The organism is Streptomyces sp. NPDC005878, assembly GCF_040629815.1.
In the GTDB taxonomy this organism is placed as follows: domain Bacteria; phylum Actinomycetota; class Actinomycetes; order Streptomycetales; family Streptomycetaceae; genus Streptomyces.
This window is the reverse complement of sequence record NZ_JBEXWK010000043.1, coordinates 23,819-45,497: the sequence shown is the minus strand read 5'-3', so window position 1 is coordinate 45,497 and position 21,679 is coordinate 23,819. Positions and strand designations below refer to the sequence as shown.

The following is a 21,679-nucleotide window of genomic DNA, read 5'->3' as shown; positions in this document are numbered from 1 at the left end:
CCGCTCCTCGCCCGGCCCGCGCCCCTGCTTCCACCTCTGAAAGGCCCTCCCGTGACCGTGTACGCGCTGCACCACCCCGACGGCCGCTGGCTGTACTGCCTCCCCGACCCCAAGCAGGAGCAATCCTCCCCTCTCCGTGGAGCCACGCACCTCGCGACCCTCGCGGACGGGCAGCCCATGACACACCTGCGCCGCGACTGGTGGGCCACCGACCACCAGGCCGAGCAGATCACGGCCAGGTACCAGCCCGCCCCCAAGACAACCTGCTGGCGGCTGACGGACATGACCGCGGTCTCCACGCGCTTCCCCGCGACTCTCACGGTGGAGGAGTTCAACAACCGGGAGGGGTCCTACGGGGACCAGTACTACGAGCTGTATGAGCGGGTCTGCGAGGAGCAGCGCCCGATCGAGTACGTCTACGACGGCCCGTACATGGTCCTGGAGGGCCGCGAGCCGCCTGCCCCGGACGAGCCAATGTGGGTCGCGGAGCTCCCCTTCGTGCTCGCTGAGCGCCCTGAGTACCTGCACCTCTTCCCCGGCCACATCCCCGGCCTGCGCGCCCTGCTGATGGCCAGGTTCAAGACCCTGCCGCACGTTCAGCACGTCTTCGACAACTTCCAGAACGAGCCCGGCGTGTACGTCAGCCTCCGCGTGCCCTACGACCCGCCCCGCACCCGCTGGCAGGCCGCCACCGGCGCGCGCGGCCAGAAACTCAAGCGCGGTCACACCGTTCCCGTCCTCGCCTCCCGCTCGCTGAACCTGCCCATCCCCTACCGCGTCACCGGCCCCGACTACGAGACGGCACTGGCCGACTGGAAGCAGTCGATCGAGTTCTGGACCGGCATCGTCCGCGAGGCCTCCGTCAAGGCCTGCGGCGCCTGCGACGGCACCGGCTACGTCGCCGACGGATCCGAGACGTACGACCGCGCGAAGTAGACCAGCTCCACCGTCCCTCCGACCGCCTGGAGAGCCTGCATGTCCACAACCGCAGCCGACCCGATCATCGCCAAGCACCGTGCCGCACAGGCGTGGAAGCTCCACTGCTCCAGCCACCCCCGCATCCGCTCCACGCTCGGCACGTGGACGAACAGCACGGCCGCCGACGGCACGCCCATGCTGTCGTGCCGCGTCACCGGGCCCGACGCCCGTGACGCCCTCCAGTCCTGGATGAGGGACCACACGCTGGTCCTGGGCTCCGACGGCGACCAGCGGCCCACGTTCGACTACAGCGTCCCCGGCCGCGTCACCTGCGTGTGGCGGACCGGCGGCGTCTGGATCGAGATGTGGCACCCCGACACCCCGAAGCCCACCCCCGCGATCGTCGCCGCCCTCGTGGCCTCCCGCACCAGCCCAGGCATCCTCCGCCGCTTCAGCCCGTCCGGCCGCCTCCCGATCACCCGAACCCGCAAGGAGCGCACCAAGTGACCATCCGCAACGTCTACCTCGACTGCGAGTTCCTCCCCTCCGACATGGCCACCACGGGCCTAATCTCGATCGGCCTCACCGACGACCAGGGCGTCGACTTCTACGCCGTGAACCGCGACATGGACATGCTGGCCGTGGAGTCCGTGCCGTGGATGGTGGACAACGTCCTGCCCTACCTGCCCGTGGAGCAGAGCCGGCCCGGCGAGTTCGAGCTGCTCCACTATCACGAGGACGTTCACCCGATCGACCGGATCCGTGACCGCGTCGCTGCCTACTTCGCGGACACCGACGCGGCCGTGACCCACCTGTACGCCTACTACGGCGGGCAGGACATCTGCCGCCTGCACTCCCTGTGGGAGAACAACTGGGGCGATATGCCCGAGGCGATCCCGCGCTGGTTCTTCGACCTGAAGGCCTTCGCCGTGCAGCTCGGCAGCCCCGAGCTGCCCGCGCAGGACGACGGGGAGCACCACGCCCTCGCCGACGCCCGCCACAACCGGCGCGTCCACCAGTTCCTCCGCCAGCGGCTCACGGCCCTTCGCGAGCTCAACGGGGGCCTGCCGCCCGTGATGACGGCCGCGCAGACCCGAGAGGCCGACCGGTGAGCCCGGCGGTGGCCCTTCCGTTGATTCCGCCCGGCCAGTACGACCTGCGGGTCGACAGGGTCCGCGACCCGGACACCGGGCAGTGCGGGACGGCGGTGTTCGACCGGCACCGCGTCTACCGGTACCTGCTCACCCGCGTGTGGACGCCGGACGCGCCGCTCGCGGTGTACGTGATGCTGAACCCATCCACCGCGAGCGCCCTCGAAGACGACCCCACGATCCGCCGGTGCATCGGATTCGCCCGACGTGAGGGCACCGGTGGGCTCGTGGTGGTGAACCTGTTCGCGTTGCGCGCCACGAACCCGCAGGCGCTGCGGGACCACAAGGAGCCTGTGGGCCGCTGCAACGACGCGTTCATACGCCAGGCCGTCCGTACGGCGGGCGGTCCGGTCATCGCCGCGTGGGGCGCCGGCGGGGTCCTCCACGACCGCAGCGAGCACGTCATGCGGATGCTCCGCAAGGGCCCGCGCCCGCTCCAGTGCCTCGGGGTGACCGCGACCGGCCAGCCCCGGCACCCGCTGTACCTGGCGGGCAACACCGCACTCCGCTCGTACGACGGGCCGGGAGCATGACCGCCACCGTTCAGGGCCCGCCACCGACCGGTGGCGGGCCTAGCACGTGCTCAGCGAGGTCCTGATGCGTGCCACCCGATACGGGCTGCCCTTGGTTGCGCGTGAGCTCCAGGTGCTGGACGCGATTGCGCACGGCGCGAGCTATGCACAGGCGGCAGCCGACCTCTTCCTGGCTCGCGCGTCGGTGAAGAACTACGCGTACAGCGCCATCAAGAAGCTGGGCGCGGCCAACGCCACGGACGCCGTACGCATCGCCTACGAGCGGAACCTGCTGATGCCTCCGTCGATGGTCGATCTACCGGAGCCGCTCCTGGCGGTACTGGAGCTGGTGGCGGACGGCCGTACCAACGCGGAGATCGCTGCCCTGCTCTCGCGGTCCGAGCACACGGTGGCCGACCAGATCAAGGAAACCCGGCGCAGGCTCCACGCCCGGGACCGGGCGCACGCCGCAGCCATCGCGGTTCACATCCGCCTGGTCCGCGTCAACCTCCCGCCTGCCCTCCACCACCAACCCGCCAATGCGGGCCGTGAATACGACTGAGCGTAGCCGGATGGGTCCCATTGCCATCACGGGAAACGGACATCTTGGACACCGCCATCGGCCGAATAGACCACGACGCCGACTGACAACTACCCACTGTCACATCCTGGTTGGGAGCCCCATGACTGCCTCTAGGCGTCCTCGCCGCATCTGCCGCCGCTGTAACCGCAGCATCGCCACCACCAGCGCCTTCGTCCTGTGGCCGCACGGGCGGCCTCGATGCCCCGGTTCCCGCACCAGCCAGCACCGGGCCCGGCACCACTGGCCGACGTGGTTTCGCGGCCGTCGCGTGAAGACCCTCTCCGACCTGGAGACCTGGAACCCCACCCCTGAAGGAGAAGCATGACCGAGCAGACCGCCATCACGATCAGCGACAAGGGCCGCCGCACGGCCCCGCCCTCGCCGCCGATGACCACCGCCCAGTTGCTGGAGGCGCTGCACGGGCACTTCATCAAGCCCCAGGACCGCCTCGACCCGGCGGGGGCCGGCGCGGTGTTCCTCACTGAGGTGACTGCCCCGGACGGCTCCGGGCGGCGTGCGGACGCCGTGCACATCGGGCTGTGGCAGTCCCGTGGGGCTGGGCGTATCGACGTCTGCGAGCTGAAGACGTCCCGCGCGGACTTTCGGCGGGAGCTGGAGCAGCCCGCGAAGGCCGAGGCGTGGTGGCCGTACTCCACGACGTTCAGCATTGTGTCCCCGGGTGTCGACATCACCCCGCCCGAGGACCTCCCGCCCGGCTGGGGCCTCCTCGTCCCCAACCCGCGGGCAGGCGCGCGCCGCTTCCGGCAGGTCGTCGTCCCCGAGGAACGCGCCCCGAAGCTGACCGTGGGGCTGCTCGGCACCCTGCTGAAGTGCACCGAGACGGTCCGTACGAACGCGCTGGCGGCGTTGCGGCGACAGATGCGGGCCGAGCACGCCAAGGAGGTGGAGGAGCTGCGCAGCAGGCGCGCGGTGGCCGAGGCCCCGAATCTGGAGAAGCGCCTCAAGCGGCTGGACGCGCTGGAGGAGGCCATGGGCCTGGAGCTCGACCGGTTCTCCTGGGACGGCCACATCGCCCCTGAGGAGGCCGCTGACGCCCTCAAGGAGTTCATGCGGGGCTACCAGGCCCGCCGGCACGCGCGGGACGACGCCCTGCTGCACGCGCAGCGCCTCGAGGTGGTGGGCGCGCAGATCCGTGCGGAGGCCGCCAAGCTCCGCGCCGCCCACCAGTCCACGCCTGAGAAGGGAACGCCGTGACCACACCGACCGGTGAGACGAGGGCCGCACGGTACGCCGCGGTGTACGCCCTCCTGACGGCCGCGCACGAGGTCGGCGACTACTGGGTCCAGCGGGACGCCGAAGCTGTCGCCAAGGGACGTCCCGGGTGGGAGGGCAGGGCCGCGTGCGCACGGCATGTCGCCTCCTACACCGCCACCCAGGGCCTCGCCCTCGCGGCCGGAAACCGCGTCCTTGGCCTGCGTCTGGGGTGGAGGCGCACGGCTGTCGCGTTGGCGGTGTCCGCAGCCACGCACTACGCCATCGACCGCTCAGGCGGACGCTGGCGGGAGGACGGCCCGTCGACCCGCCTGGTGCGCTTCGCCCGCGAGACCGGGCACTCCGGGTGGCTGGAGCGGGACCCGGGCGCCGGCCCTCTCATGGACCAGGCGTGGCACCGTGGATGGATCGCCGTCGCCGCCCTGGTCGCCGCGGGAGGAAGCCGGTGAGTGCCGCCGGATCATCCGGGTACGGCCGTGCCGCCCGGCTCCGCGCGCGCCGACCGTGGTGGCAGCGCCTCCTGGCGCTGATCGGCATCCAGACGGTGTCCGCGCGGCAGGCGGAGGCGTTGGCGACGCGGGCGGAGATAGGCGCGGCGGCCGAGCAGGCCACCGCCGTGTTACTGGCGCCGCTCACGGGGCGCGGCTGGTGGATCGGGCACGACCGGGCGTTGCCCCGCTCCCGCGCGAACCTCGACCACATTCTCGTATCGCCTTGCGGGACGGCCGTGGTGGTCCTGGACACGAAGCGCTGGCACCGCGGGTGGCCGACGCGCCTGGTCAACGGGCGGGTGCACTGCGGGAACCGGGACCGCCAGGACGACGTCGACAAGGTCGCCGCCTACACCGCCCGCGTCGGCCGGGCACTCGGCCTTCCGGGAGTGGCGGTGTGGCCGCTGCTGGTGGTGCACGGCTCCCCCCTCGCCGGGGGCTCCCTCGAGGCCCGCGCGAAGGGCTGGCCCGGCCCCGTCTACCTGGTGTCTGCCGAACGCCTGGTGGCCACGCTGGCCTCCGCCCCCAAGACGCTCGCCGACCCGGCACGCGCCGCCGCTCTCGCCGCGATCGTGAACGACCTGTTCCCGCCGTACATCGAGGGGAGTCGGCCGTGAAGGGCCAGATGGAACTGCCCGGGATGCCCCCGGCCCCCGAGGTAGAGCAGGAGCCGGAGCTGGAGGCGCGGACGTACTGGGAGCACCGGGGCCCGGGGGTGTGGGAGGAGGTGACCGTCCGGGTCCGCTACGTCCGCCAGGTGTTCCAGAGGCCCGACCCGTTCCTCTTGGACGTCCACACGGCCCGCCACGCCCCCAGGAACGTCCTGGTCGAGCGGAAGGACGGCACCCGCGACGTCCGGCCCGTACGGCTCCTGCGGGTACGACGCCCCTCGTAGAGGCTTCCCGACGTGACTGTGCCCCGGCCGCATTGCGCAGCCGGGGCACAGTCACGTCAGGGGCAGATGCTCAACTCGCCGCGAGGTGGGCGGGTCAGGCGGCGATCAGGTCGGCGCTGGGGATGGCCTGCATCAGCGGCAGGTCCCGGCCGCCGCTCTCCTCGTCCCAGTCGGTGGAGACCGTGACCGGCCCGACTCCGGGGACCTGGATGGTCAGGGTGATCTCGGTGGCCTGCCAGGCCGACCCGTCGGAGGCGGAGCGCTCGACGGTGCGGGTGGTGACGGTCCCGCCAACGCGCTCGTACACGGTGTTCAGCTCGTACTGGGACCAGACGGTGCGGTGGGTGTCGGTCTCGCCGAGGTGGGTCTGCGGTGCCGTGGGGGTGGTGAAGCCGAGGGCCGTCCCGATCGCGGCGAGGCGCTCGGCCTTGGCGCGGGCGCGGTTGGCCTGCTCGATGTTGTGCAGGTCGCGGGCGCAGCCGGAGCAGGTGGCCGTGAAGGGGCTGGCTTCGGGGTGGCGCGTGCAGGTCTGCATCGTTACTCCTCCGTGTTGCGCTTCTCGGTGCGGACCAGTCTCCCTCATTCGTATTGCATAAGCAATATGAATGAGTCGATGTCTCGATTCCCGCCGCGCCGCGGAGACCGCGACATCGGGCCTGCGGGGGTCCCTGGCCTAAGCGCGCCGACGAACGCGCCAACGTCGCGCCTTCCGCTTGGCGGTCGATGCTCCATGCCAGGTCAGACGGTCGCGAGGACGCGTAGACTCGAACGCGTGATCGAAACATCTGCGGCTCTGCACGAGCTCATCCTCCAGCTCGGACAGCTGCAGTTCCTGGAGCGCTACCAGGAGCGGGAGCTCGCGAAGACGAGGGCCTGGATCACGAAGAAACAGGCCGAGATCGAAGAGCAGAAGGCGCGGGACGCCCGGGCTGCTCAGCCGCCGCCGGACTGGCTGATCCAGCACGGCATCGGCGCCGGCCCGCTCACCGTCCACACGAACCTGAGCGAGGACTCCGACCGGTGCTGGGCACGGGCGGGGGCTGAGCGGTGCCGGCCATCGAGCCGGGAGCAGGCCTTTCAGGCCCTGAATGACGGGGCACGGGCCTGCGAGATCTGCCGACCGGACACCATCCTCGGAGTCCTCGATGCATGACCGCGCCAGGGCGGGAGCTCATGCGTGTGGCCTGCGGAAACGCGATCGGCTGACGGTGAGCTGACGGGGGAGGTGTTGCGCCCCATCACTGCTGCCAGGCCGCAACCCTCTTCGCCAGAGCGCGGCGGTACTCCTCTAGGCGCTCACGGTTGAACCCGGTGCCCTCACAGGCCGGACAGGGCTCGCCGTACTTTCGTCCGTCGCCCCGGCACGGCTCGCAGTACACATCCATCACGCCTTCGGGAGCGTCTCCCGCTCCTTGGCAGGACTGGCAGGTCTTGCAGTCGATGTGGCCCTGGCCATCGCAGTCCAGGCAGTCGAGGGGCCCTTTCGGTTGTTCCATGACCCCAGGGTGCCGTCGCGGGGCAGGAGTGCGGCGGTGCCTCGCCGGGCTAGAAGGCGGGGGGCTCAGTGGCGTGGTACGGCCCGGCATTCCGGGCAGCGGCACTTCCCGTACCGCCAGGCCGCCGCGGTTCCGTGAGCCAGTTGGCGTCGTTTACGGCAGCGGGCGCAGCGGGAGTGGTTGTCGCTCTTCATGGGGGTACCGCAGTTGTGGCAGCGGGTGTGCTGCTTCAGTGTGGGCATGGGGCACCGTCCTGTCGTCGCAATACGGTCACCCCCGCCCGCGCGGGGAGCAGCCTGGTGGTCCGGGCTGGGGTGTGCACTGGGCGCCCCGCGTCTGCGGGGACGAGGCAGCAAGGCCGATGGAGGCCTGGTGCATGGGTGGTTCACCCCCGTGGGTACGGGGAGGCTCGCCTGTGGCGATGGTAGGGGTTCGGGGCGGGTGCCTTCCAGAGGACCGCTGAGGTTGCCCGCCCCCGTGCTGGGAGTTGAGGCTTACGCCCCGTTGAGGAGAGTGTCGATCTCCGTGATCCGGGCGGTCAGGCGCTCTCGCTCGGCTTTCAGGGCTTCCCGGTCGGGCTTGTCCTCGCCGACGATCTTCAGGTTGTGATCGATGGCGACGGAGCGGGGCATGTCCCGGACTTCGACGATCGTCACTTCGTCGTCCACGGGCCCGAGATGGATGTACCTGTGGCTGCCCGCGGACTGCTTGAAGCCTCCGCTGATGAGGACGACACCTTCCCCGAGGCGGGGTTCCTCGTCGCGGCCGAACCGGGTCGCGATCGTACGGCCGTACTGCCAGAGCGTTGCCGGCTGGCCCACGCTGGCCTGTACGTCAAGAACGGGGATCTGCACGGAGACCGTGCCGGCCGGGTCCGGGGTGCCGTCGGTGCCGTAGGTGTCGCGGGCGAGCTGGCGCACCCGCTCCTCGTCACGGGCGTCGAAGACCCACGCCTTCTCGGCTGCATTCCACTTCCCGCCCAGGGCGCGGGCCTCGGAAGGCCATCCGGGGTGGTAGGGGGAGCGGACGGTGGTCTTGCCGTTCTCGGTGGTGACGGATACGGCCTCCATCAGAACCACTCCTTCAGGTCGTCCGCGTGGGTGTGCTTCGGGTAGGTTCCGCCGTCCTCGTTGGGGACTTCTCCCTCGCAGCAGCCGCCGTCCGACAGCCAGGCGTCCGCCGTCGGGCGCGACACCCCGGCGTACGACGCAAGGTCGGTCTTGAAGCCGCGGCGGGGCCGCTCGCCCTGCTCGCGGGCGGCGTTGCGCATCAGCCGTCCGAGGCTGACCTTCGTCGTGGCGATCTCGGCCTCCAGCTCGGCCAGGCGGACGCCCTGCACCATGACCCGCTGCTCGGAGGTGAGCTTCGGGGGCCGGTGGTCGTCGATGAACGCGGCGAGCTCCCGGGCGGTGACGTCCCAGTCCCGCACGATCGGGTCGAAGCAGACGTCGGACGGGTTCCTCTTGATGTGGCCGATGTAGGCGTCGCCCAGGTAGTGCCTGCGCAGTTGGTCGCGGTGCAGTTCCTCGGTGCTCTTGCCGAACATGCGGGCCTGGTGCTCGGCCTGCTCGCCGGTGGGAACCGGGTACTTGGCCAGGAGGGCCGGCCAGATCTCCTCCTCAGACCGCAGCGGGGGCCAGCCGAGTTCCCCGGCTTCGGCGATGACGTGCCAGGTGGACCGGGCCGGGTAGTCCTCGCGGAGTTCGGCGGGGGCCAGGACGCGGCAGGCCCACGACATCGTGAGGTTCTGGGTGATCAGGAGGGTCGCGCCCCAGGTGGGCGCGGTAGAGGTGTGGCCGAGGCGCTGGTAGGCGCGGCGCAGTTCGGCTTGGGTCACATAGTTCGCACTGTAGGCGATCTCCGTCATGTAAAGCACCTTACAGAACCGTAAGGTGCTTTACAAGTCCCTGGGTGGGGCGAACCGAAAAGGGCCTGCTCCTCTCCGGGAACAGGCCCTGCCGAGCCGCCACTTTGCGGTGCTCACGGCCCCGTTCAGCGTCCGTAGTTCGCGGCGAGCTGGCGCAGCCCGTTGAGGTCGGCGTCGGTGTACTTGCCGCCGCCGGAGGCGGTGGTGTAGCCGCCGTTGGGGGAGCACATGACGGGCCGGATGCCGCCGTCCGTGACGCACTCGTACGGCTCGGCGGTGCCGTCGCCGTCCAGGTCGGTGTTGGGGTGGTCCAGGCCGACCAGGTGCCCGAGCTCGTGGGTTACGGCGTTGCGGCGCATCGCTTCGTTCACGGTGGCGTTGGTGGAGAACCAGGCGGGGACGGTCCAGTACTCGGTGTCGATGAGGACGTGGCCGCCCCAGGCGGAGCCGTCGGCCGTGTTGTAGCAGGGCAGCGCCTGGGAGTAGCCCGGGCTCCCGAGGGGCCGGTAGGTGTAGTGCACGACGATGCGGTGCCGCGGGGGGCAGTTCGTGGTGGGGGTGGTGTCGATCGTGGTGGTGACGGTGACGGGGACGCCGGTGACGGCCTGGACCTGCGCGGCCGGCCCCGTGAGGTAGGGGGTGAGCTTGGTTCGGGCCGTGGTGTCGGCGAAGACGATCGTGTACTCGTCGGGGGCGAGGCTGTGGATGCCCGCAGAGGTTTCGATCTGCCAGCCGGGGCCGTTGTAGAGGGCGGGGGCCTGGAACCAGGCGGACAGGAACAGGACGGCGGAGGAGACGCCCGTCGCGAGGGCGGCGAGGCGTATGCGGCGGCGTGCGCGCTGTTTGGGCATACACCCCATGCTGGGCACATTTCAGCCGAGCATTGCCCCCGCTCAACTCACCCGGCCTGGGCCGGGCATTGCCCCGGGGGTTTCCTGCGGAGGGCCTGGCGGTGACGGGGTGCTGGGGGCACACGGTCACCGCCAGGCGGTCCACTGGGGGGTGGCGCGGGGAGGGGTCAGCCCCAGACGGAGTCGTCGGGGACGGCGGCCGGCGGGTCCACCGGGGCCGGGGCCGGGTCGGCGGGGGCGGTGATGCCCCACACGGAGTCGGCCTGGGTGTGCGTGTGCTGAGTCGCGGTCAGGGCGGGGAGTGCCAGGGCGAGGACGGCCAGGGCGGCGGGCACGGTGCGGCGTACGGTGAGCGTCACAGGACCGCTCCTTTCACGGGTTTTGCGGGGCCTCCCGGCGAGGCCACCGGCTTCTGCTGCGAATCCTCACCCGTGGTCCGCTGGCAGGCCAGAGTCACGGGAGGGGAAGAAGCTGGCGGGGGTGCCGGGAGGCGCCCCACTGGTCACCCTGGACCACTTGACGTGCAGTACTCAACTACCTGAGCATCGCTGAGAGTCGCATTGCGTGTACTCGCAGGTCATGACGGGGGGATTTTCGAGGATGGGTGTGAGCAAACCCGGCCAGGGCCGTCTGTCGCAGGAGGCGCTGGACCTGTACGTGCGGATCTCCCAGCAGGAACCTGTAGGGCCCGGGGAGGGCCCTGCGTTGACCGAGCTGATCGACTGGCGTCTCGTCGCGGTCGATCCACAGAAACCGAACGTGCCCGTGGTGCTGGACCCGAACGAGGCATTGAGGCGGCGCAGGGAAGCCGGGCTGCGGCGCCTGGCGGCCGAGGCCGACGCCTTGGCCGCAGCCGCCGAGGCCACCGACGAGCTCGCCATCCATTTCAACCGGTCCAAGTGGTGGTCGGGGCCCGGCTCGGAGTTTCTGGCCGAGCCGGAGCTGGTCAACGCGCGCATCGCCAACGCCCTGAACGGCGCGGCCAGCGAACTCCTGACGGCGCAGCCCGGCGGGCCGCGCACCGCTGAGCAGGTAGCGATTGCCACCGAACGCGACGGTGCGGCCCTGGAGCGCGGGGTGAAGATCCGCTGCCTCTACCGGGACACCGTCCGCGACGACGAGGTGACCGGCGGGTTCGTCGCAGGGATGAGCAGCAGGGGCGCCCAGTTCCGTACCCGCATCGGCCCGTTCCAGCGGTGCGTCATCATCGACCGGCGCGAGGCGTTCATCGACGACTATCTGATCCCGGGCGCGCCTCCGCACGCGGCCCGGCACGTCAAAGACCGCGGGGTGATCGCGTTCATCTGTGAGGCGTTCGAGCACACGTGGCGGGTGTCCGACGTATGGGAAGGCACCCCGCGCCGGCCAGGTGACGTCTCGGGCGCGCGGACCACGGCGTTGCAGCGGGAGATCCTCCTCGACACCGAGAACGGCGTCCCGCAGAAGATCACCGCGCGGCGTCTGGGGATCAGCCTCCGCAGACTCACCACCGAGGTCAAGCACCTGCGGGAGGACGTGTTTCAGGTGCCGACGCTCGCGGCGATGACGGCCCGCTGGGTGCGCTCCGCGGACCGGCTCCTCATCCAGGACCGAGACCGCTACGACGGCGCGGCCTGAACACACCAGCGGGCCCGTACGGCATCCTCTGCCGTACGGGCCCGCTCTGTGCTCCGGGGCGCCGCGTCCTGGATCACTGTGGCCAGGCCGAGGGCTGCTCCACCACCTCTCAGGTCTCCTGTTCGTCGTCGATGCCGAGGCCGCCGATGACCAGGCGCAGGCGGGCGCGGGGCGGGACGGGGTCCTTGCCTGGGACGGGCCAGTCGTCGGCGCGCAGTCCGTACACGGGCGGCTCCCACAGGCGGGGCGCGTACTTGCGGTAGCGGACCTCCCAGTCGGCGTCGAAGTAGGAGGGCAGGAGGCCGCCGACGTTCGGGATGGGTTCGGGGGCGCGTTCGTTCTGCTCACGGACCTGCTCTTGGACGCGCAGCAGGTGGTCGTGGTGGCGGGGGCAGAAGTAGCGGTACTGGTGCCAGCCGGTGTCGAGTGCCTTCTCCACGACCCGCTCGTTTCCGAGGTCGCCGCAGATGTTCTCCACGTTGCGGAAGTCCTCTGCCTCCCGCTTCTGCTGGGCGATGCGCTGCTCGCCGGTGTACTGGCGGCGGGGGTCGTGCCGTTCGCGGTACGGGCGGAGTCGGGGCGCCTGGCAGCGGCGCGCCCGCTCGGTGTGCCCGCCGATCTGGCGGTCCGGCGGAACGTACTGAGGGATGTCCCGGCCGACCAGGTCCTCGATGCGCGACCGGTAGCTCCGTGAGGGCCCGAGGGCTTTCCGCACGAGCGCCCACTGGGCTTTCCCGTCGCCTGCCGGGGCAGTGGCGACGGCGTACGCGACCGCAAGGAGGAGTTCGCGGGCCGGGCCGTCCGCCCGGTCATCGTTGTAGATCCGGGTGGCGTACTTGTAGAACTCCCCGCCCCGGCCGCCTCCGCCCTTGCGTTTCCGCTTCGGGCCGGGCGGCACCTGGTGGACCTGGGCCAGATGCAGCGCCGCTCCCACTACAGGCTCCCTTCGGTCGGGTCGTCGCCGCATCCGCATCGGACGCCGCGCAGCTGTTCGGGCGCGGGCGCCGGGACCAGGCGCAGGTTCGGGCAGTCCTCGGGGAAGCGCGGGTGCCGCTCGATGACGGCGATTGCCGGGTACAGGTCGGGGAACGCGAAGCACGCGTCGATCACTTGGGCCAGGATGGCGTCCTCCTTCGGTACGGTCTCGCCTGCCGGGTGCAGGGTGCCGCGGACGTAGCCCATGACCGCCACCTCCTTCATCAGGGCCCGCTCGCGGGGGTTGAGGGAGTCGAGGAATGCCTGCACCCGTACGACGCGAGCGGCTTCGCGCTTCGCCAGGTAGCAGAGCAGGGGGTCCGCCGCGGGCTCGGGGACGAGGGCGTCAGCCACGGGGCGCCTCCGGGGCCGCGGACTTGACGATGATCTGGGCGAGGGCCACGGCGTCCCAGAGGGCGGCGCCCTCGTCGCTGATCACGGCGGCGTGGGTGAGGAGGAGGCGGGCGAGGTAGATGCCGGCCTGGGGCGGCAGGAGAGAGACGTAAGGGACGGTTATGCCTCCCATGCCGTTGTCGTAGCCGTCGCCCCAGGCGGTGGCCGGGTCGTAGCCCTTCCAGTAGCCATCGGTGTCCAGGGCGTGCTGGGCTGCCTGCGCCCGGTCTTGCAGGAGCATCGCCGCGGTTTCGAGGAGCGTGGCAGCCTGCTCCGGTGACGGAAAGGGATCGTCCGCGCGGGCGGGCGTGGGTTCCTGCCGCGCCGTTTTACGGTCGGCTGCCTGCCGGTTCAGCGTTTCGGCACGGGCGCGCATGTCCTCCACGGCCCTCGCTTCCGACGTCTCGGCTCGCCAGGCGTCCATGCGCTTCATCGTGTCGTCGGCGTTCTCGTACCAGATGGCCCGCTGGCCGGGGCTCCGGGTGGACCACGGGTGTTGCTGCGCGAACGGCTCCAGAGCGTCGTACAGGGCCATGGCGCACTGCTCGCGGCGCTCGGCCTCGGCCTGCTCCCGAGCCACCCCGACCAGTGCCGTGAGCGCTTCCCTGGCCCCCTCGCTCATCTCGCCGGTGCCCTGGACCCGGATCGTCTCGCCGCCGATGTCGACCAGCCGGCAGGTGGCCTCGGGAGCCTGGTCCTGCTGGCGTGCCGGATCGACCTCCGGGTGGGTGTACCGGACGGTCTTGTGAAGGCTGCGGGCGTACTCGATTTCACTGGTGGTGGACTCACCGATGTAGTCCCCGACGACCAGCACCTCATCGGCGAGCCGGATCTTCGCCCGGTGCAGCTTGTCCAGGTCGACCTTGACGGCTGCCGCGTCCATGTAGCCGTCGCCGGGGCGTTTCATGTCGACGTCGGGGCGGACGACGATCCGCCCGGCGAGCGTCTCCGCCCAGGCCACGTCGGCGAATTCCTGCCAGAAGCGGGTGGAGCCGCACAGGCAGACGACGGTCGGACGGGTCAGGCGTTCCACGTCGGCGGGGTTGTCTGCGTACATCATCGGGTCTCCCAGAGGGCGGGTTGCTGATCGGGGATGGGGATTTCGGTCTGGCCGGGGATGTGGTGGCTGGGGGCAGGAGCGGGGAAGTGGTCGGGGCGGGGGTCTGGCTGGCCGCCTGCGGCGCGGTAGCACGTCGGGCCACGGCCGCGGGCGATGGAGGCCGGGTCGCGGAGGCGCCGGCCGCAGTCGGCGCAGCGGGGCGTCGTCACGACGCCTCCACGCCTGGGGGCGGGGTGGGGGGAGTCCAGGGGCGGATCCGGTCGGCGTACTCCTCGAGTTCGAATATCGCGTCCTTCCAGCCCGCTCCGTACCAGACAGGGCCGGTGAGGGCGGTGCACTGGATGGGGATGGAGCGCAGGTGCATGACGGCCCGGTCGATGTGCTGTGCCCAGTCCACGGCCGGGAGGTTGGTGGAGGGGGCGAGGGCCGCCGCGAGGCGGGTCCGGTCAGCTCCATCAGGCAGCGCCTCGATGGCAGCGCGGATGCTCGTGAGGACGGCTTCGGCCGCGGTGGCCCGCTGGGTGGCCTGGTCCAGGGCCTTGTCGGCGCGGGCACGGTCGGCTTCCGCCCGCCCGAACATGCGCTTCCAGAAGTCGCCGCGCTGCTGTGCCCGTGTGAGCAGGTCCTTGAGGTCGGGCACCAGATCTCCTTGGGGTGGCGGTGGGGTCAGGCAGCGGCGGATACGACGGTGAGCAGTTCGGCCTCGGGCTTCCACAGGCCGAGCGCGCCGCCGCAGGCCACGGCCGTCTTCAGCGGCTGGATGTCGGCGAGCTCCCAGTGCCACTGGTCGGTGAACCCCCACGGGGCGCAGCAGCCGTCTGTGGCCTGGTGGCAGTCCGCGAGGCGTGCGGTGGCGATGACCGCGCCCAGGGCGAGGGAGGGGTGCGGCTTGTGGAAGGCACTGGGGACGCGGGCCCGTGCCTCCCAGTAGTTCTGTGGGCCGCCAAGCTGGTCGAAGCGGATCGCGGCGTCGCGGCTGTAGCGAACGATCGATACAGACGGGTCGGCGCGAAGGCCTGCGTGGATGAGCAGGGGGCCGCGGTAGTGGGTGCGGCGGCTGCGGTTCTCGATGGTCTTGAAGCCTTCAGCGATGGCGAATGCCCAGGGCTGTCGGATCGTCAGGCCGCGAGGCGCGTGGTTGTTGGCACTGGTCACGGCAGGTCTCTCGGGTCGTAGATCGGGCGCGGTGGTGTCGGGGCGGGCGGGGTGCTCACTCCAGCTCCCCGGCGGTCGTGCGCCCCGGGCAGGTGGTGGGCGCCTCGCTGCTGATCCGGTCGGTGAGCGGCAGCTCGAACGGTGTCCGGCCGCAGCACGGCGTGAGACCTGACCCGTCGGGCGGGCAGCCGTGCACAACCTCGGTCGGCTGCGCCTCGGCGGCCAGGCGGAACAGGGCCTCGCTGACGTAGACGGCGCCAGCTTCGCGGTCCTGGGCCATCTCTCCGCCGCCGCCCCGCATCTCTTCGGCGCACTCGCCCGCCACGTTTGCAGCCTCGCGCAGGATCGCGGCCCGGTCGTCGGGTGCGGGCAGCTCGGACAGCACCGCATCCGCTCGGCTGTAGGCGTTGGCCCGCACGGTCTCCGGCCGCCGCATCGACGCGTACTGTGGGCTGCTGTTGCGCTCGCTCCACCGCATGAGCGCCTCAGCGATGCGGTCGCGCAGTTCGGCCGGGACCGGCGCCGTGGACGCCACGAGCGGGGCGGCGGGCTCCGGGTCGAGCCACACGATCTGGGTGGCGCCGCCGTGCCCGTGGATCGCTACGGCGTCCTCGAACCGATCCCAGTGCACCGCGCTGGGCCGGGGGCCGCGCCAGCGGACGTCAGCGCTCCCGTCAGGCCACAGCACGCCGTCGGCGACCTGGCCGGTACCGGACGCCCCGGTGACGTCCTCGTGGCGCTGGAAATAGAAGCGGCGGGGCTGGTCGGGCATCGGGGTCTCCTTGATCGGGGGGGGGCCGGCCGCGCTCCCTGCGGGCGGCCGGTACTGCGGCCTCACGCGGTCTGGAAGGTCCACCAGCCGTCGTAGCCGTCAGGAATGACCGGGTAGTTGGCGAGCATCGGTTCGAGCAGGGTGAGGTGCAGGGCCTGCTCGAAGGGCTTCTGGGCGCCCCAGTAGCGTTCGCCGTCCCAGCGTCCGTGGCAGTCGCCGCCGTAGCGCCCATCGAGGTTGGCGCGGAGGACGTTCAGCGGGTCGGAGAGATCCAGGGGCTCGGTCAGGTAGTGGCTCCACAGGCCGAGCGTGCCAAGGCATGCCCGGGTGGTGCCGTCCTTGCGCCGGAACCAGACGGCGTTGGCGTGGCCGCTGTAGGCGTAGCGGTCGCCGACCGCCTGCTGCTCGCCCTCGATGGTGGAGAGGTCGATGGCGAAGGACTTGCGGGAGATCAGGAAGCGGTCTTCGCGGATCATGTGGTCTCCACGTCGTCGTCGGCGTTCGGGGTGGTCAGGTTCCGGACCAAGGGGGGTGCGGGGCGTTCTTTCGGGGCGTCGTGGCGGTGCCGCCAGGCGTTCCAGGTCTTGCGGGGCCGTACGACCGTGTGGACGGCGAACGTCAGGTAGGTCTGCCAGCGGGATTGGGTCCATGTCCCGCCGAAGGCGATGCGTCGCCACACCCAGGTGTCGAGGTGGTCCCAGGGGCGGGTCCGGCCGAGTAGGTAGCCGGCGGCCAGGGCGGCCAGGGTGAGGGCGACGGGCATGGTGCGGCTCCTCGGGGTGGGGGCTCTACCAGGGTGGCGAGGATCGGGGCTGGCATTGCCCCCGGTGGTTCGTGGGTGCTCACTCTACCGATATTCATCACACTTATGCAAGATGAATTACGGGTGTGGGGAAGCCCCACCCGCGCCCCCGTGACCCCCGAGGCGGTCCGGGAGTTGAGCGGGATGTGCACGCGGGCCCGGTTGCCCTACGCCCGGCCCGGGCCCGCTGGCGCACCGGGAGACTGTGTCTCAACCCCGCAACAGGCGGAACCTGCGGCGGCGCGCGGCACCAGAGTGCCGCCATGAGTCTTGATCTGAACGCGCTGCTCGCCAACGCCACGGCCCTGATCGGCATCCTGCTCGGCTGGTGGCTGAACCGGGCGTCCACGGCCCGGGCGAACGCCGACAACGACCGCACCCAACTCCACGTCCAGGCAGACGCGCTCGTCACGGCAGTGGCCAGCCTGAAGGCGGCGGTGGCCGCGCACCAGCACGTCCGGGAGAGCTGGCGCCAGCAGCTCAGCCTGCACACGCTGGCGCAACTCGTGACGTGGGGCGGGGCGGCGCGCGTGGAAGGTCCGCGGTGGCGGCGCCTCGCGGCGGGCGGCAGTGCACTGGCCGAGTGGGCGTCTCAGCAGCGGGCGGAGGACCAGCGGGCCTTGCTGGCGCTGCCGGCGTTGATGGGGCCGGTGGGAGCTGCCGCGGCCCCTTTGATGCAGCACGCCGATGAACGGGTCGCGGCTGCCGCCGAGGCTGTCCTGGAGGCCGTCAACCACCTGGACGACGACGCCCGGATGACGTCGGCACTGCGGTCCTTCGGGCAGGCCGTACGGGACGCCGCACAGGCCCCGCCGTCCCGCTGGGCCCGGCTCACCGGGCGGCTGAGGCGCCGCCCGCAGGTCAGCGGCGGATAGGGGGCCTGGATGCTCTGGTGCTTCCCCGCCGCGCCACTGCACACCAGCTGTGTCAGCCGCGGCTCTGTTCGGCCGGTGCCCGCCGTTCGTCGTTGTTCAACCGCAGCAGGTCCTTCACGGCCTCCAGGTTCGCCTCCGCGTACCCGGCCGGGCGCCGGCCCTTCCTCTCGTCGTGCGTGTCAATGGAGTGCATCTTCAGCGCGTGGTCCTGGACGAGCTGGCGGGCCTGCGAGGTGGTGATGTGGAGCGCGCGGGCGACCTCCCACCACGTCGCACCGTTCCGCATCGCGGCGTGCGCCATCCCGGCCTGCTCGCGCAGGACCTGGTCGACGATCGCGGCCCCGAGGGCCAGCCGGTTGAGGGTGGCCTGCGGGCCGGGAGCCCCGGGGTCCTGGACGCGGTCCAGGGCCGCCTCGAACCAGTGGCTGAGGGTGTTGAGGGAGATGATGCGGTCGGGGATCTCGTCGTGCTGCTGGATCCAGTCCAGCTCGTTGTAGCGGCTCAGCGCACTGCCGGCCGGGAAGCTCGTCGTCACGCGGGGGTTCCGTTCGTGTCGGGGTCGGTACAGCCGGTGTCGAGCTGGAGGTAGGTGCGGCCGCCGTCGTACGGCCGGGCGTCGGTGCAGCGGAACAGGCTCTCCAGGGCGTCCAGGATGGTCTTGGTGGTGGCGGTGTCGGCGACGATCCGGATGTCGGCGATGCCGGGCAGGTGGCGGCGCTCGGGGTGGGGGCGGCGGGGCATCAGCGTGGTCCTCTCCGTGGGCGGCCGACGCTTCACTGGTTCTCTGGCTGGTGGTCCCAGAGGCGGACGGTCTCCCCGACCTTGAGGGGCTTGTCGGCGGGGCCCTTGATGTGGGCGGGCACGATGCGGTCCTCGTGCTCGCATGCGCTGTCGGCGTGGCCGCGGGGGTTCAGGCAGGTGTTGCGGCGGTAGGGGCGTACGGGCCAGCGGCAGGACCAGTGCGGGGCGCGGCGCCCGGTGGAGGCTTCGGCGTCCTGCTCGGCTGCGCTGCGGCTGGGCCGGTGAGCGGTGTGGACGTTGACGATCCGTACGTCGGAGGAGCCGGTGATGCCGTCGCGGCGGTCGCGTTTGCGGCCGGCGCGGTCGCGGGGCACGTCTTCGGCTTCGGTGAGCTGGGTCTTTCCCGTCTGGCTCATCAACTGCCAGGCGGTGTAGACGACCTGGCCCCACTCCTTGACGGTGTCCGCCTCCGGGTCACCGAAGGGCACGCCGAACGCCAGCGCCATCTCGTTGTCCCAGGTAAGCGGCATGTTGCGGGCGGCAGACTGGGCCACGATCGCTCCGGCGGTCATCGAGGAGCCGTCAGGGAGAGTGCCGATGACGGTGTCCGCAGGCAGGGCGTCGAAGGAACTGCCCGGCGCCGCGTAGAAGGTCAGCCACACGCCGTTGAAGTGGGCCGGAATGGTGGTGAACTGGCCGTAGGCGTGCTGGTTGACCCACTGCACCTTCGGGCCGCCGGTGACCGACACGTCGTCCGGCCTCCACAGTCCCCAGCTCACGGCGACAATCGGGGTCGTCACGCTGATCTGTGGCACATCGTGCGCGAAGGGGACGTTGGCGAGGGTCTCAGCGATGTTCTGGGAGTAGCCCCCGATCGGCTCGGCGAACACCATGAACCCGTACGGGGAAGGCAGACGTGCTTCCTTGACGGGCTCGGTCGGCGGCGTCGCTGCCGCCGCGAGCGCCAGCGACGTCATGTCCGCGGTCGCGTAGTACAACTGGGCCTCACGCAGACGGCGTTCCTCGGAGCGGGCCAGCAGGACCGAGGCCACCGCGCCGGGCGAGGCATCCATGCCCCGCACGGTCGGGAACACCGCGGCCTGCCCGGCATTCACGGCCTCGGTCAGCATCTGCATGCCGTCTTTGCTGCCGGTGTAGTCGCGGATCTGTGCGCGCCACTCGGGCAGGTCGCGCGGCTCTGGCGCCTTCCAGGGCGCAGCCGCGAAGACGGTCGGGGTGGTCACTTCAGTCACCTGCTGGACTCCATCTCGTCCTCGGTCTCGTCCGCAGCATTCCAGTGCCCGCCCATGTGATCGAGAGGAGCGGCGGCGCGCAGTGCGGAGCGGGCGCCCTGGATGAGGCCCTGGGCGTTTTCGAGGGCGCCGACGACTTGGTGGGTCTGGTCGGTGGGGTCGGTACCGTCGTCCATCCGGATCATGTTGTGCCGCTGGAAGCTCCGCAGGGCGACCGCGGCCTGGCCGAGGGCCTGGGGGAGTCGGTCGAGCAGGATGGTCAGCGCCTCGACGACTCCGGCGACGTCGCTGGGCTGCTCGAACGCCTTCGGGTCCAGTGTCCGGTGGTTCAGTGCCCGGAGCTGTTCGGCGGCCTCCCGGGCCAGCTCCTGGGGGCTGCGGGCCAAGTCCATCGGGTGCGCTCCTTCACGGCGTTACGGCGTGTGCGGTCGGTCGGGGGCCGTCTCTGTGGCGGCAGGACCCAGCAGGTTCGTCACGGTGGCGACGTCCGGGTCTTCGTCGGCGGTGGGAAGGGGCCGGTGCCCCTCGGACCAGTGGTTCGACCAACCGCACACCCCGCACGAGTAGCGCCCATCGAGTCCGGAGATGTGGGTACCGCACTTGCGGCAGGCCGTCTCGGTGATCTCGGGTGTCGTGGCTGGTTCCGGAGAGGGGAGAGGGTCGGTCTCCTCTGGCCAGTCAGGTACGCGCTGCATGGTCATCCTCCGGAGCGTACCCAGTGGTGCCGGGTTCGTTGTGATGCCCGGGGCAGTTCGTGCAGTGCCAGGAGCCGTCCGGGCCTTCCACCATGCCGGCGCCGCAGCGATTGCAGTTCATGATCTCCTCCTCGGGGTCGCGGGTAGTGCGGGCGCGTGGTCTTGGCGCGGGTCTGCACGGTCAGGGATGGACGATCATCCCGAGGGCGATGAGCCAGTAGCCCATGGTGGCGTGGCTGAGGCCGAACTGGTCGGCGAGCGCCCGCAGGAGCTCTTCGGCCGTGCCGTACGGGGTGCTGCGGGCGGCGGCGAGGACCGCGGTGGGCGGGGCCAGGAGCATCGCCGCGAACCGGTTGGCGTCGGCTTCCTCCCGGTCCAGCGGCAGGGAGCCCAGGCCGATGCGGTCGGCTTCGTAGGTGATCCGCTGGTCGGTGTCGAGGATCAGGTCACGTCGGGGGTGGAGCTGGTGGTGGCCGATCAGGTGGGCGAGCGCGAACCGCTGCCGGGTGGCGGGGTGAGCGGGGTTCAGGCCGATGGCGACCTGCCCGTCACGGCGGAGCAGCATCCCCGACAGGTCCTCCGGGCCCTCCTGCCGCACCACGATGATCCCGAGGCCTTCGGCGACCCGCTCCACGTCCACGGGGAACTGGTTCAGCTCGTACTCGTCCGCCAGGCCACGCGCCGCGATGTCAGCTTTCGACATTGCGGCCTGCCGGGATTCTGATGACGCGGGGTTCGTCGATCCTTCGGCGGCGTTCCAGCTCCTGCTCCCAAGCCTGGTCGGTGGCCCGCCGGGCGATTTCCCGGTCGACGGCTTCCCGCTCCAGGGCGATCGCCGCCGTCTTCCTGCGCTCGTCGACGGCCGCGCCGATCGCGGTCATCCGGGTCTCGGCGGCGAGCACCTCGGGCGGCAGATGGATCGCGGTGTAGTGCTTGCGGATGCGCCCGAGCTGCCCGGCGACAGTCCACCAGGAGTCGTCTTTGACGGCGCGCTGTACCTGGCGGCGCATGTCCTCCAGGGCACCGAGGTTGCAGGCCTGCTCGTACCGGTCGGCTTCGAGAGCCACGAACCACGCGGCCCGCGCCCGGGACTGGGCGGGCCTCTCGGGGAACACCGCCCGGAGGCGGCTGATCTCTGCAGTGAGTAGTGGCCGCAGCGCCGACGCCGCCGTACGGGCCAGCGTGGCCATCTCCTCGTCCTCAGCCAGCGATGACCATGTGGTGTCGGGCTGGATCCGGTCGAGACGCTCGTACATCGTGCACGCGGTGTGGACTGCGTACTCGGCACGCGCCTGCCACTCCTGCCGCGAAGGCCAGTTTCTCGTCACCGCGCTCCTCCGATCG

At 71.1% G+C, this 21,679-nt stretch carries 32 protein-coding genes and 1 pseudogene; 12 read left to right on the top strand and 21 right to left on the bottom strand.

Annotated features, from left to right (window positions below; genetic code table 11):
* Nucleotides 1–51: 51 nt before the first annotated feature.
* From ABZ404_RS37080 to ABZ404_RS37040, 9 genes are all read left to right on the top strand, one after another.
* A complete protein-coding gene (locus ABZ404_RS37080) occupies nt 52–936 on the top strand; it encodes a hypothetical protein (protein ID WP_358991495.1) in 885 nt (294 codons plus the stop codon).
* Nucleotides 937–975: 39 nt separating this feature from the next.
* Complete coding sequence (locus ABZ404_RS37075) at nt 976–1,425, top strand: hypothetical protein (protein WP_358991493.1); 450 nt, start codon at nt 976–978, stop codon at nt 1,423–1,425.
* Entirely contained in the window at nt 1,422–2,030 is a 609-nt protein-coding gene (locus ABZ404_RS37070; protein WP_358991490.1) for a hypothetical protein, read from the top strand. Before ABZ404_RS37075 ends, ABZ404_RS37070 begins: the two co-directional genes overlap by 4 nt.
* Before the next feature lie 8 nt (nt 2,031–2,038).
* Complete coding sequence (locus ABZ404_RS37065; protein WP_358991487.1) at nt 2,039–2,602, top strand: DUF1643 domain-containing protein; 564 nt, start codon at nt 2,039–2,041, stop codon at nt 2,600–2,602.
* Nucleotides 2,603–2,666: 64 nt separating this feature from the next.
* Entirely contained in the window at nt 2,667–3,143 is a 477-nt protein-coding gene (locus ABZ404_RS37060) for a LuxR C-terminal-related transcriptional regulator (protein WP_358991484.1), read from the top strand.
* A gap of 342 nt (nt 3,144–3,485) precedes the next feature.
* Entirely contained in the window at nt 3,486–4,379 is an 894-nt protein-coding gene (locus ABZ404_RS37055; protein WP_358991482.1) for a hypothetical protein, read from the top strand.
* Nucleotides 4,376–4,846, top strand: coding sequence for a hypothetical protein (locus tag ABZ404_RS37050; protein WP_358991479.1), 471 nt, complete (start codon nt 4,376–4,378; stop codon nt 4,844–4,846). The genes ABZ404_RS37055 and ABZ404_RS37050 overlap by 4 nt, the downstream gene beginning before the upstream one ends.
* Nucleotides 4,843–5,505: an NERD domain-containing protein gene (locus ABZ404_RS37045; RefSeq protein ID WP_358991476.1), complete on the top strand. Its 663-nt coding sequence runs from the start codon at nt 4,843–4,845 to the stop codon at nt 5,503–5,505. The genes ABZ404_RS37050 and ABZ404_RS37045 overlap by 4 nt, the downstream gene beginning before the upstream one ends.
* Complete coding sequence (locus tag ABZ404_RS37040) at nt 5,502–5,783, top strand: hypothetical protein (protein WP_358991473.1); 282 nt, start codon at nt 5,502–5,504, stop codon at nt 5,781–5,783. The genes ABZ404_RS37045 and ABZ404_RS37040 overlap by 4 nt, the downstream gene beginning before the upstream one ends.
* A 94-nt stretch (nt 5,784–5,877) precedes the next feature.
* Here ABZ404_RS37040 and ABZ404_RS37035 read toward each other — a convergent pair whose 3' ends face one another.
* The gene (locus ABZ404_RS37035; protein ID WP_358991470.1) at nt 5,878–6,318 is read right to left on the bottom strand and encodes a hypothetical protein; all 441 of its coding nucleotides are present in this window, start codon (nt 6,316–6,318) and stop codon (nt 5,878–5,880) included.
* A 237-nt stretch (nt 6,319–6,555) separates the two neighbouring features.
* Between ABZ404_RS37035 and ABZ404_RS37030 the strand changes: the two genes are divergently transcribed.
* On the top strand, nt 6,556–6,936 hold the full coding sequence (locus ABZ404_RS37030; protein WP_358991467.1) for a DUF6233 domain-containing protein: 381 nt from the start codon (nt 6,556–6,558) through the stop codon (nt 6,934–6,936).
* A gap of 85 nt (nt 6,937–7,021) precedes the next feature.
* Here ABZ404_RS37030 and ABZ404_RS37025 read toward each other — a convergent pair whose 3' ends face one another.
* The 5 genes from ABZ404_RS37025 to ABZ404_RS37005 all read right to left on the bottom strand — a co-directional run bounded on the left by ABZ404_RS37025 (nt 7,022) and on the right by ABZ404_RS37005 (nt 10,356).
* Entirely contained in the window at nt 7,022–7,279 is a 258-nt protein-coding gene (locus ABZ404_RS37025; RefSeq protein WP_358991465.1) for a hypothetical protein, read from the bottom strand.
* A gap of 494 nt (nt 7,280–7,773) precedes the next feature.
* Nucleotides 7,774–8,349: a hypothetical protein gene (locus ABZ404_RS37020; RefSeq protein WP_358837727.1), complete on the bottom strand. Its 576-nt coding sequence runs from the start codon at nt 8,347–8,349 to the stop codon at nt 7,774–7,776.
* Complete coding sequence (locus ABZ404_RS37015; RefSeq protein WP_358837728.1) at nt 8,349–9,146, bottom strand: hypothetical protein; 798 nt, start codon at nt 9,144–9,146, stop codon at nt 8,349–8,351. Before ABZ404_RS37015 ends, ABZ404_RS37020 begins: the two co-directional genes overlap by 1 nt.
* A gap of 125 nt (nt 9,147–9,271) precedes the next feature.
* Nucleotides 9,272–9,997, bottom strand: a complete 726-nt coding sequence (locus tag ABZ404_RS37010; protein WP_358991462.1) for a hypothetical protein — start codon at nt 9,995–9,997, stop codon at nt 9,272–9,274.
* A 167-nt stretch (nt 9,998–10,164) separates the two neighbouring features.
* Nucleotides 10,165–10,356 (bottom strand): hypothetical protein, encoded by a 192-nt coding sequence (locus ABZ404_RS37005; RefSeq protein ID WP_358991459.1) that lies wholly within the window; start codon nt 10,354–10,356, stop codon nt 10,165–10,167.
* A gap of 247 nt (nt 10,357–10,603) precedes the next feature.
* Between ABZ404_RS37005 and ABZ404_RS37000 the strand changes: the two genes are divergently transcribed.
* The gene (locus ABZ404_RS37000) at nt 10,604–11,614 is read left to right on the top strand and encodes a hypothetical protein (protein ID WP_358991456.1); all 1,011 of its coding nucleotides are present in this window, start codon (nt 10,604–10,606) and stop codon (nt 11,612–11,614) included.
* 109 nt (nt 11,615–11,723) lie between these two features.
* Here ABZ404_RS37000 and ABZ404_RS36995 read toward each other — a convergent pair whose 3' ends face one another.
* The 9 genes and pseudogenes from ABZ404_RS36995 to ABZ404_RS36955 all read right to left on the bottom strand — a co-directional run bounded on the left by ABZ404_RS36995 (nt 11,724) and on the right by ABZ404_RS36955 (nt 16,732).
* Nucleotides 11,724–12,548, bottom strand: a complete 825-nt coding sequence (locus ABZ404_RS36995) for a hypothetical protein (protein WP_358991453.1) — start codon at nt 12,546–12,548, stop codon at nt 11,724–11,726.
* Nucleotides 12,548–12,943, bottom strand: coding sequence for a hypothetical protein (locus tag ABZ404_RS36990; RefSeq protein ID WP_358991450.1), 396 nt, complete (start codon nt 12,941–12,943; stop codon nt 12,548–12,550). Before ABZ404_RS36990 ends, ABZ404_RS36995 begins: the two co-directional genes overlap by 1 nt.
* 748 nt (nt 12,944–13,691) lie before the next feature.
* Nucleotides 13,692–14,042: pseudogene (locus ABZ404_RS36985) on the bottom strand (hypothetical protein); the annotation flags it as partial.
* Nucleotides 14,039–14,251, bottom strand: a complete 213-nt coding sequence (locus ABZ404_RS36980; RefSeq protein ID WP_358991447.1) for a DUF6011 domain-containing protein — start codon at nt 14,249–14,251, stop codon at nt 14,039–14,041. The gene ABZ404_RS36980 and the pseudogene ABZ404_RS36985, both read right to left, overlap by 4 nt.
* On the bottom strand, nt 14,248–14,682 hold the full coding sequence (locus ABZ404_RS36975; protein ID WP_358991444.1) for a hypothetical protein: 435 nt from the start codon (nt 14,680–14,682) through the stop codon (nt 14,248–14,250). The genes ABZ404_RS36980 and ABZ404_RS36975 overlap by 4 nt, the downstream gene beginning before the upstream one ends.
* Nucleotides 14,683–14,708: 26 nt before the next feature.
* Nucleotides 14,709–15,197: a hypothetical protein gene (locus tag ABZ404_RS36970; RefSeq protein WP_358837923.1), complete on the bottom strand. Its 489-nt coding sequence runs from the start codon at nt 15,195–15,197 to the stop codon at nt 14,709–14,711.
* Between the two features lie 55 nt (nt 15,198–15,252).
* Entirely contained in the window at nt 15,253–15,969 is a 717-nt protein-coding gene (locus ABZ404_RS36965; protein WP_358991442.1) for a hypothetical protein, read from the bottom strand.
* Between the two features lie 62 nt (nt 15,970–16,031).
* A complete protein-coding gene (locus ABZ404_RS36960) occupies nt 16,032–16,445 on the bottom strand; it encodes a hypothetical protein (RefSeq protein ID WP_358991440.1) in 414 nt (137 codons plus the stop codon).
* Nucleotides 16,442–16,732 (bottom strand): hypothetical protein, encoded by a 291-nt coding sequence (locus ABZ404_RS36955; protein ID WP_358991438.1) that lies wholly within the window; start codon nt 16,730–16,732, stop codon nt 16,442–16,444. The genes ABZ404_RS36960 and ABZ404_RS36955 overlap by 4 nt, the downstream gene beginning before the upstream one ends.
* A 302-nt stretch (nt 16,733–17,034) precedes the next feature.
* Here ABZ404_RS36955 and ABZ404_RS36950 point away from each other — a divergent pair, with 302 nt between their 5' ends.
* Entirely contained in the window at nt 17,035–17,646 is a 612-nt protein-coding gene (locus ABZ404_RS36950) for a hypothetical protein (RefSeq protein ID WP_358991435.1), read from the top strand.
* A 52-nt stretch (nt 17,647–17,698) separates the two neighbouring features.
* Here ABZ404_RS36950 and ABZ404_RS36945 read toward each other — a convergent pair whose 3' ends face one another.
* The 6 genes from ABZ404_RS36945 to ABZ404_RS36920 all read right to left on the bottom strand — a co-directional run bounded on the left by ABZ404_RS36945 (nt 17,699) and on the right by ABZ404_RS36920 (nt 21,663).
* Nucleotides 17,699–18,181 (bottom strand): hypothetical protein, encoded by a 483-nt coding sequence (locus ABZ404_RS36945; RefSeq protein WP_358991432.1) that lies wholly within the window; start codon nt 18,179–18,181, stop codon nt 17,699–17,701.
* Nucleotides 18,178–18,387 carry a hypothetical protein gene (locus ABZ404_RS36940; protein WP_358991429.1) on the bottom strand — a complete coding sequence of 70 codons (210 nt, stop codon included), beginning with the start codon at nt 18,385–18,387 and terminating at the stop codon, nt 18,178–18,180. The genes ABZ404_RS36945 and ABZ404_RS36940 overlap by 4 nt, the downstream gene beginning before the upstream one ends.
* Before the next feature lie 32 nt (nt 18,388–18,419).
* On the bottom strand, nt 18,420–19,640 hold the full coding sequence (locus tag ABZ404_RS36935) for a hypothetical protein (protein ID WP_358991426.1): 1,221 nt from the start codon (nt 19,638–19,640) through the stop codon (nt 18,420–18,422).
* A complete protein-coding gene (locus ABZ404_RS36930) occupies nt 19,637–20,032 on the bottom strand; it encodes a hypothetical protein (protein ID WP_358991423.1) in 396 nt (131 codons plus the stop codon). The genes ABZ404_RS36935 and ABZ404_RS36930 overlap by 4 nt, the downstream gene beginning before the upstream one ends.
* Nucleotides 20,033–20,516: 484 nt before the next feature.
* Entirely contained in the window at nt 20,517–21,038 is a 522-nt protein-coding gene (locus ABZ404_RS36925) for an ImmA/IrrE family metallo-endopeptidase (protein WP_358991420.1), read from the bottom strand.
* Nucleotides 21,025–21,663: a hypothetical protein gene (locus tag ABZ404_RS36920; RefSeq protein ID WP_358837658.1), complete on the bottom strand. Its 639-nt coding sequence runs from the start codon at nt 21,661–21,663 to the stop codon at nt 21,025–21,027. The genes ABZ404_RS36925 and ABZ404_RS36920 overlap by 14 nt, the downstream gene beginning before the upstream one ends.
* Nucleotides 21,664–21,679: the final 16 nt, after the last annotated feature.

Bases quoted from the DNA above. Each gene is read 5' to 3' on its own strand.
- ABZ404_RS37075 (WP_358991493.1), top strand. From the start codon at position 976: ATGTCCACAACCGCAGCCGACCCGATCATCGCCAAGCACCGTGCCGCA.
- ABZ404_RS37060 (WP_358991484.1), top strand. From the start codon at position 2,667: ATGCGTGCCACCCGATACGGGCTGCCCTTGGTTGCGCGTGAGCTCCAG.
- ABZ404_RS37055 (WP_358991482.1), top strand. From the start codon at position 3,486: ATGACCGAGCAGACCGCCATCACGATCAGCGACAAGGGCCGCCGCACG.
- ABZ404_RS37035 (WP_358991470.1), bottom strand. From the start codon at position 6,318: ATGCAGACCTGCACGCGCCACCCCGAAGCCAGCCCCTTCACGGCCACC.
- ABZ404_RS37025 (WP_358991465.1), bottom strand. From the start codon at position 7,279: ATGGAACAACCGAAAGGGCCCCTCGACTGCCTGGACTGCGATGGCCAG.
- ABZ404_RS37020 (WP_358837727.1), bottom strand. From the start codon at position 8,349: ATGGAGGCCGTATCCGTCACCACCGAGAACGGCAAGACCACCGTCCGC.
- ABZ404_RS37015 (WP_358837728.1), bottom strand. From the start codon at position 9,146: ATGACGGAGATCGCCTACAGTGCGAACTATGTGACCCAAGCCGAACTG.
- ABZ404_RS37010 (WP_358991462.1), bottom strand. From the start codon at position 9,997: ATGCCCAAACAGCGCGCACGCCGCCGCATACGCCTCGCCGCCCTCGCG.
- ABZ404_RS36965 (WP_358991442.1), bottom strand. From the start codon at position 15,969: ATGCCCGACCAGCCCCGCCGCTTCTATTTCCAGCGCCACGAGGACGTC.
- ABZ404_RS36960 (WP_358991440.1), bottom strand. From the start codon at position 16,445: ATGATCCGCGAAGACCGCTTCCTGATCTCCCGCAAGTCCTTCGCCATC.
- ABZ404_RS36955 (WP_358991438.1), bottom strand. From the start codon at position 16,732: ATGCCCGTCGCCCTCACCCTGGCCGCCCTGGCCGCCGGCTACCTACTC.
- ABZ404_RS36950 (WP_358991435.1), top strand. From the start codon at position 17,035: ATGAGTCTTGATCTGAACGCGCTGCTCGCCAACGCCACGGCCCTGATC.
- ABZ404_RS36940 (WP_358991429.1), bottom strand. From the start codon at position 18,387: ATGCCCCGCCGCCCCCACCCCGAGCGCCGCCACCTGCCCGGCATCGCC.
- ABZ404_RS36930 (WP_358991423.1), bottom strand. From the start codon at position 20,032: ATGGACTTGGCCCGCAGCCCCCAGGAGCTGGCCCGGGAGGCCGCCGAA.
- ABZ404_RS36925 (WP_358991420.1), bottom strand. From the start codon at position 21,038: ATGTCGAAAGCTGACATCGCGGCGCGTGGCCTGGCGGACGAGTACGAG.